The organism is Streptomyces sp. NPDC096324, from assembly GCF_044763015.1.
Lineage (GTDB): Bacteria > Actinomycetota > Actinomycetes > Streptomycetales > Streptomycetaceae > Streptomyces.
This window is the reverse complement of the sequence record NZ_JBIWFK010000007.1, coordinates 432,583-439,031: the sequence shown is the minus strand read 5'-3', so window position 1 is coordinate 439,031 and position 6,449 is coordinate 432,583. Positions and strand designations below refer to the sequence as shown.

The window sequence follows — 6,449 nt, the reverse complement described above, 5'->3', positions numbered from 1 at the left end:
CGCGGACCGGAAGTCGTAGTTCGGCCTCGCCGCCTCCGCGATGAGGGACCGCACGTTGTTCCTCGACCGCACGGCCTCCGCCATGACGGACCGGAAGTCGTAGTTCGGCCTCGCCGCCTCCGCGATGAGGGACCGCACGTTGTTCCTCGACCGCACGGCCTCCGCCATGACGGACCGGAAGCTCATCGGTGCCAGTTGCTCCCTGTCAGCCGTCTCTGAGTGCTTCTGAGGAGCACTCAGGCGAGCGAGAGCTTCGCTGTACGGGATGTTCTCGTACAGCGCGAGATTGCGGGCCTTCCGCTTGAGAGAGTCATGGTTGCCACGCTTCGTCACAGCCGTCTCCGATTCTCGGCGAGCCCCACGTTCCCACCGAACTTGGCCATGGCTGTTTCGGGTGGTGATGAAGCGTGGGCTCCGAGAGCCTTGACCGTCTGTGCTGCTCGCGACGTGGGCGCATGCGGCTGCGGATCGGCGTACACGACTTGCCGTATAAGGGACTGTACACGATCAGAGATTGCTGACGCCAGATCACCTACAGGTCGGCGGAGCGACTTTGGGCGGGAGCTGCCATGGGGCGAGTGATCATGGCCCCGTAAGCTTCCGGCGAGTCGGGCAGTCTCCTGAGCTGCCCGGTAAAGCACGACGTTGGGGCCATGATCTTCGAGGCTCGCCCCATGGTGGCTGCCTAAAGTCGTGGAGCCGACCGCCCCGGCCACGACGGGTTCTGACCTCATGCCGCCGGCCAACCCTCTCTAGGGCGCGCGTCGGCGCAGCCCGCGCGGAGCGGGCCGAAGGCAGGAGCGTCGCGCGGAGCGGAGCCGGGAGCGCGCCCGGCGGAGCGGAGCGCAGCCGGGGCTTGATGAGGTAGAGAAATCCGTAACTCCGGCCTGGCAGAGGGCTGTTCGGGCGTCCACTGTCACTTTTACTGACAGCGTCACGGCTCGGCGTGGGTACCGTCGTAGTGTCGAAGGGAACCCATGATGGCTGAACTGACCACAGGGCAGCGCGTAGCACGGGCGCGGCGCCGTCTCGGCTGGGATCAAGCGCAGTTGGCGGCATCTGTCGATCGCTCCGTGAGCTGGGTCTCGAAGATCGAAACCGGTCGCCTTCCGCTCGATCGCATGAGCGTCCTCGGCCAGATCGCCGAGGTTCTGGGCGTAGAGGTCGTAGAGCTGACTGGACAGCCGTACCGTCACGAGACTGCGGAACTCGACTCCGGCCACGCCGCGATCCCCGGTCTTCGGCTCGCGCTCCAACAGGCGACCATGCCCGGTGGCGCGGCCTTGATCCCCATGACGGACGTCCCGGTTCTTCCCGCAGTCACGGCACGGGTCGAAGCGGCCGAGAGGCTGAGGCAGGATGCGAAGTTCGCCGCCCTGGGCGACGTTCTCCCCCAGATTCTTCGTGACCTGGTCGTCCTGTGCGATGTGGCCGAGGGCGAAGACGTGCCCCGGGCCGAGTCGCTCATGCTGCGGGCGAGCCACATGGCGCGGGTGTCGTCCAACCTCCTCGGTCACCATGACCTCGGATGGAGCGCCGTTCAGCGTGAGTTGGTGGCGGCTGAGCGGGCAGAGTCTCCGATCCTCCGCGCTGCGGCTCGCTGGGATCTCTGCGGTCTCTGGCTGCACGAGGGGGAGCTAGGCGCAGCGCGCGACATGGCACGCAAGGCTCTCGATGACCTCGAACCTCACATGGGGGCGGCTGATCAGACGCTGCGCGCGCTCTGGGGTGCGATGCATCTGCGGGCCGCTGTCGCATGGTCCCGACTCTGGGATCGACCGGAGGCGGAGTCCCATCTGGCTGAAGCTCGACAGGCGGCGGCCGGCGTATCGGAAGACGGCAACGCATTCCAGACTCAGTTCAACGCGGTCAACGCAGAGATCCACTCGGTGGAAGTGAGCTTGGAGCTGGGCCACCCTCGTGATGTGCTCTCGCGTGCCGAACTGGTCAACATTTCCCACATTGCATCGGGCGAGCGGCAGTCGCACTTCTGGGTCTGCACGGCTGTCGGCCAGATGATGAACGGCAAGTCGGCCCTGGCCGCTGACGCGATCCTGCGCGCCGATGCGATTGCCCCTCAGCACGTACGCAACAGGCCGATTGCCCGGAACCTCGTGGACGATCTGAGGTCGACGGACAAGCACGCACACACGGCGGAGATCAGGCGTCTCGCCACGAGTATGAAACTGGGCTGATCACTGACTGGGGGACAGACGCTGTGAGGGTCGCGGACAGGGCGCGATTATTAGTAGAGCTGCACGAGATCCGGAAGAAGCTCGCCGAAGCCGCCGAGCGGGTCGAGCGACTGTCTTCCTCGGTCAAGGACGTTCGCGAACCTGGGTCTCAAGACGGTCGAGCCGCGAGTTGATCATTTCCAGAGCGGCCTTGATCTCGCCGAGTTCATCAGCCATGGTGCTGGCTCCCTCGGCCGAGTCCGCAAATCCCGGATCGCTGGCGACGAAGGTCCCGCGCCCTTGCTGGCTCACGATGAGCTGTTCGCTTCGCAAGATGTCGAGTGCGTGGCGAATGGTCATCGGTGCAACGCCATAGCGTTCGGCCATCTTGGCGTTTCCGTCGAGCCGCTGGCCAGCCTTGAGAGTGCCGGAGGCAATCCTCCGTCGGAGGTCGTCGGCCACCTGCTCGTAGGCACTACGCGGATCGTCCTGGCTCACCGTCACCTCCCCAGGTTACCTAAGTGACCTAAAGAAATCTGCCCCAGACCTTGCGCGGAATCATCCGGCAACTAATCTAGGTAACACAAGAGAAGTTAGACAGGTTGATCCGCCTGTCAAAGCCAGGGGCGGCGCTCCTACCGCCAAGCAGATTCGCCGCCCCTCGTCCCCTAAGGGAGCTTCCATCATGCCTGCAACGTTGGTCGCACCGCATGCATCTGCATCCGCTGCGGTGGTCGAGACCCTTTCCGGAATGGAACGCGCGGTCGCCCTCTACTCGTCGGACATGCCGAACGGCTACCGGCTCCAGAGGTCTTCGGAATCGGCGCTGATCGCCTGGATCCTCCAAGGCGTTGTGCGGCTGGGACGTGAGGAGACTCGTCGGCGCGCGTCGTACCTGGCCGGACACCGCAAGCTCTGGTTGCGGGACATGACCACCCAGGAGATCGACCGTCGGCATGCGGAGCGTTTCCCGTCCGCCCGCCGCCTCGACCGGGCGGAGGAGCTGGCGTCTGCCTCGGTCATGTGGCTGGTCGGCGTCGCCCCGGAAGCTCGGCATCTCCCGGCCGTCATCGACGGCTGCTGCCCGGAGTGTGACAACTCCAGGAAGGTCTGGGGGACTTGGGTCATCGACGCTGGCTCGGACTGGTCCGAAGAGGGCTATCGAGCCTGCTGGGCATGCCAGACCAACGGCGGTGCCGCGTGAGTACCTTCCCGTCCTGCTACGGCCTGCTCGACGTCGTGCCTCCCACCTGCCCCGGCTGCCGGGCGCACGCCCCGTTCTGGCGCTGGGTCCGCATCGACGGTCTACGCGTTCTCACGCACGACGGTGACCTGATCTGCACGAAGGACCGCACCTTCGGCTACACCCCCGTCCCGGCTCCGCTGGCCGTGGTCGAGCCGCTGGGGGTAGCCGCGTGACGGTGTTCCCCGTCCCCCCGGAGGCCGTGGCCGGTGCTGCGGCCTCCATGGGCACCGACCCCCTGACGCTCGCAGATCTGCTGCGGGTCGCCAACGCGCCCGGCTTCGACCGCTGGCAGGAACAGATCCGCCGTACCGGCGGCTGCTCGCACCCGATCCGGCTGATGGGCCAGACGACCACCCGCGACCGGGCCAGCGGTGACGTCCTCTACTCGTACAGCACCGAGAACGAGCCGGGCGGGATGCTGCGGGTGGCGTGCGGCAACCGGCGGGCCTCGCGCTGCCCGGCCTGCGCCTGGACCTACGCGGGGGACACGTACCACCTGATCCGTGCCGGGATCACGGGTGATGTGAACAAGGGCGTCTCGACCGTGGTCCGGGATCACCCCCGGGTCTTCGCCACGCTCACCGCGCCCTCGTTCGGGCCCGTGCACAACCGGCCGGATGCCGGGTGCTGCCGCTGCGGGAGCTCCCACGCGGAGAGTGATCCGGTGCTGGGGACGGCGCTCGATCCGGGCCGCTACGACTACGCGGGGGCGGTGCTGTTCAACAACTTCGCAGGCGACCTGTGGCGCCGCTTCACGATCTACTTGCGCCGGGAGATTGCCGCCCGCGCGGGCCTGTCTCAGACGGCCCTGAAGGAGGTGTGCCGGGTCTCCTTCGGCAAGGTCGCCGAGTTCCAGAAACGCGGCTCGGTGCACTTCCACGCGGTGGTGCGCCTGGACGGTCCCGACGGCCCGGACACGACTCCGCCGGCCTGGGCCACGGTCGCCCTCCTGGACGACGCAATCCGCGCGGCTGCCGGGCGGGTCTCCGTGCCCGTGGCCGCCTCCGGGGACTTCCCGGCCCGCACCCTGCGGTGGGGCTCCCAGGTCGACGTCCAGCCGATCGGCGCCCTGGGCCAAGAGGAGCTGACCGAACAGGCGGTCGCCTCCTACGTGGCCAAGTACGCCACGAAGGCAGCCGAGACGACCGGCACCGTGGACCACCGGATCGGGGAACTCTCCGAACTCGACAGGCTGCCGCTGCCCACGCACACCCGGCGCCTGATCGAAGCCTGCTGGGACCTGGACGACGCCTACCCGGAACGGATGCTGGCGCGCTGGGCCCACATGCTCGGCTTCCGCGGCCACTTCTCCACCAAGTCCCGCCGCTACTCGACCACCCTCGGCGCGCTGCGCCAGGTCCGCGCCGACTACCGGGCCCGGCAGGAACGCCGCGAACGCGGACTCTCCGAGGACCTCGACGACTCGGAGGGCTCCACGCTCGTGCTCGCCCACTGGACCTACGCCGGACAAGGCCACACCCCCGGTGAGTCCTGGCTCGCCGAATCGATCGCAAAGGACATCCGACTGAACCGAGAGACCGCACGCGAAGCCCTGCAAGACCAACTCGACTGGGAGGAAGCCGCAGCATGACCACGGCTGTGATCACCCGCAAGTGGCACACCACGGCAGAGGTGGCCGAGATGCTCGGCTTCGGCCTGTCCAAGACCAAGATGCTCGTCCTCACCGGAGAGATCCGGTCCGTCAAGATCGGGCGCAACCGGCGCATCCTCCCGGCCTGGGTGGACGAGTACATCCAGCACGTCACCGCCGAGGCTGAGAGGGCGTCAGCATGAGCGGCAAGCGCGCCAACGGCGAAGGCTCCATCTACCCGTACAAGAACGGCTTCGCCGCGTACGTCTGGGTCGACACCCCGGAGGGCAAACGCAAGCGGAAGTACGTCTACGGCAAGACCCGCGAAGAGGTCCACGACAAATGGATCAAGCTCCACACGGAGGCCAAGGAAGGGCCGGTGGCAACGTCCTCGCCGACGCTGGCTCGGTACCTCGCGCGGTGGCTCCGGGAGGTTGTGGAACCGGATCTGAAGCCCAAGACGGCAGAGACCTACGCCATGCACGTTCGGCTCTACATCGCACCGGGACTCGGCTCGAAGCGGCTCGACAAGCTCACCGTGAGGGACGTCCGAACCTGGGTCAATGCTCTGTTGGAGCAGTGCCAGTGCTGCGCCCAGGGCCTGGATAAGAAGCGGGACACGCCGCGCTGCTGCTCCGTTGGCGACTGCTGCGAGCGCATCCCGTCGCGTCGAACGGTGCAGGACGCGCGCACCGTGCTGCGGTCGGCGTTGACCAACGCGATGACGGAAGAGCTGATCTCGAAGAACGTCGCGGGCCTGGTCAAGGTGCGGTCGGCGCGGAAGGTGAAGCGACACCCGTGGTCGGTGGAGGAAGCTCGGCAGTTCCTCGAAGCGGCCAGCACGGGGCATGACCCGCTGTACGCGGCGTACGTGCTCATCCTGGTTCTGGGTTTCCGCCGGGGTGAGGTTCTGGGCCTGACCTGGGAGAGCGTCGACCTGGACGCGGGTGAGGTCACCGTGCAGATGCAGTTACAGCGAATCAGGCGGCGTCTCGTGCACGACGAGACCAAGACCGAGGCGTCGACGGCCACGCTCCCGCTTCCGCAGATCTGCGTGACCGCGCTCCAGCGCCGCAGGAAGGAACAAGAGGTGGCCATGAGGGCGGCCGGCGCAATGTGGGCAGACTCCGACTTCGTGTTCTCCACGCGCTACGGAACGCCGATCGATCCGCGCAACTTCAACCGCGGGTTCGCCAATCGGTCGGCCAGCGCGGGAGTCCGCCGGATTCGGCTGCACGACACCCGGCACACGTGCGGTTCCCTGTTGGCTGCCCTCGACGTGCATCCTCGGGTCGCGATGCAGATCCTCCGGCACAGCAAGATCGCGGTGACGATGGAGGTGTACACACACGTGCCATCGGAGTCGACCCGGCGGGCGCTGCGCAAGCTGGGGAAGCATCTCGGCAAGCAAGATCGAAAGTAGTTGCTGTACTTCGCT

At 66.9% G+C, this 6,449-nt stretch carries 8 protein-coding genes; 6 read left to right on the top strand and 2 right to left on the bottom strand.

The window, feature by feature from the left end; genetic code table 11:
- Window positions 1–186, bottom strand: a 186-nt coding sequence (locus tag ACIQ7M_RS21805) for a hypothetical protein (protein ID WP_403646698.1), incomplete at its 3' end; no start/stop codon positions are given.
- Window positions 187–980: 794 nt separating this feature from the next.
- Here ACIQ7M_RS21805 and ACIQ7M_RS21800 point away from each other — a divergent pair.
- Entirely contained in the window at window positions 981–2,195 is a 1,215-nt protein-coding gene (locus tag ACIQ7M_RS21800; protein ID WP_403646695.1) for a multiprotein-bridging factor 1 family protein, read from the top strand.
- Between the two features lie 123 nt (window positions 2,196–2,318).
- Here the strand turns inward: ACIQ7M_RS21800 and ACIQ7M_RS21795 are convergent, their stop codons facing one another.
- On the bottom strand, window positions 2,319–2,672 hold the full coding sequence (locus tag ACIQ7M_RS21795; protein ID WP_403646692.1) for a GntR family transcriptional regulator: 354 nt from the start codon (window positions 2,670–2,672) through the stop codon (window positions 2,319–2,321).
- Window positions 2,673–2,859: 187 nt separating this feature from the next.
- Between ACIQ7M_RS21795 and ACIQ7M_RS21790 the strand changes: the two genes are divergently transcribed.
- From ACIQ7M_RS21790 to xerC, 5 genes are read left to right on the top strand one after another with little or no spacing between them, the layout of a single operon-like run.
- Window positions 2,860–3,378, top strand: coding sequence for a hypothetical protein (locus ACIQ7M_RS21790; protein ID WP_403646689.1), 519 nt, complete (start codon window positions 2,860–2,862; stop codon window positions 3,376–3,378).
- The gene (locus ACIQ7M_RS21785) at window positions 3,375–3,593 is read left to right on the top strand and encodes a hypothetical protein (protein ID WP_403646686.1); all 219 of its coding nucleotides are present in this window, start codon (window positions 3,375–3,377) and stop codon (window positions 3,591–3,593) included. Before ACIQ7M_RS21790 ends, ACIQ7M_RS21785 begins: the two co-directional genes overlap by 4 nt.
- Window positions 3,594–3,619: 26 nt before the next feature.
- Window positions 3,620–5,011: a replication initiator protein RepSA gene (gene repSA, locus ACIQ7M_RS21780; RefSeq protein WP_403646980.1), complete on the top strand. Its 1,392-nt coding sequence runs from the start codon at window positions 3,620–3,622 to the stop codon at window positions 5,009–5,011.
- Window positions 5,008–5,214, top strand: coding sequence for an excisionase family DNA-binding protein (locus ACIQ7M_RS21775; protein ID WP_403646683.1), 207 nt, complete (start codon window positions 5,008–5,010; stop codon window positions 5,212–5,214). The genes repSA and ACIQ7M_RS21775 overlap by 4 nt, the downstream gene beginning before the upstream one ends.
- Window positions 5,211–6,434 (top strand): tyrosine recombinase XerC, encoded by a 1,224-nt coding sequence (gene xerC, locus ACIQ7M_RS21770; protein WP_403646680.1) that lies wholly within the window; start codon window positions 5,211–5,213, stop codon window positions 6,432–6,434. Before ACIQ7M_RS21775 ends, xerC begins: the two co-directional genes overlap by 4 nt.
- Window positions 6,435–6,449 lie beyond the last annotated feature (15 nt).

Coding starts and splice junctions, on each gene's coding strand:
- ACIQ7M_RS21800 (WP_403646695.1), top strand. CDS start 981: ATGGCTGAACTGACCACAGGGCAGCGCGTAGCACGGGCGCGGCGCCGT.
- ACIQ7M_RS21790 (WP_403646689.1), top strand. CDS start 2,860: ATGCCTGCAACGTTGGTCGCACCGCATGCATCTGCATCCGCTGCGGTG.
- ACIQ7M_RS21775 (WP_403646683.1), top strand. CDS start 5,008: ATGACCACGGCTGTGATCACCCGCAAGTGGCACACCACGGCAGAGGTG.
- xerC (WP_403646680.1), top strand. CDS start 5,211: ATGAGCGGCAAGCGCGCCAACGGCGAAGGCTCCATCTACCCGTACAAG.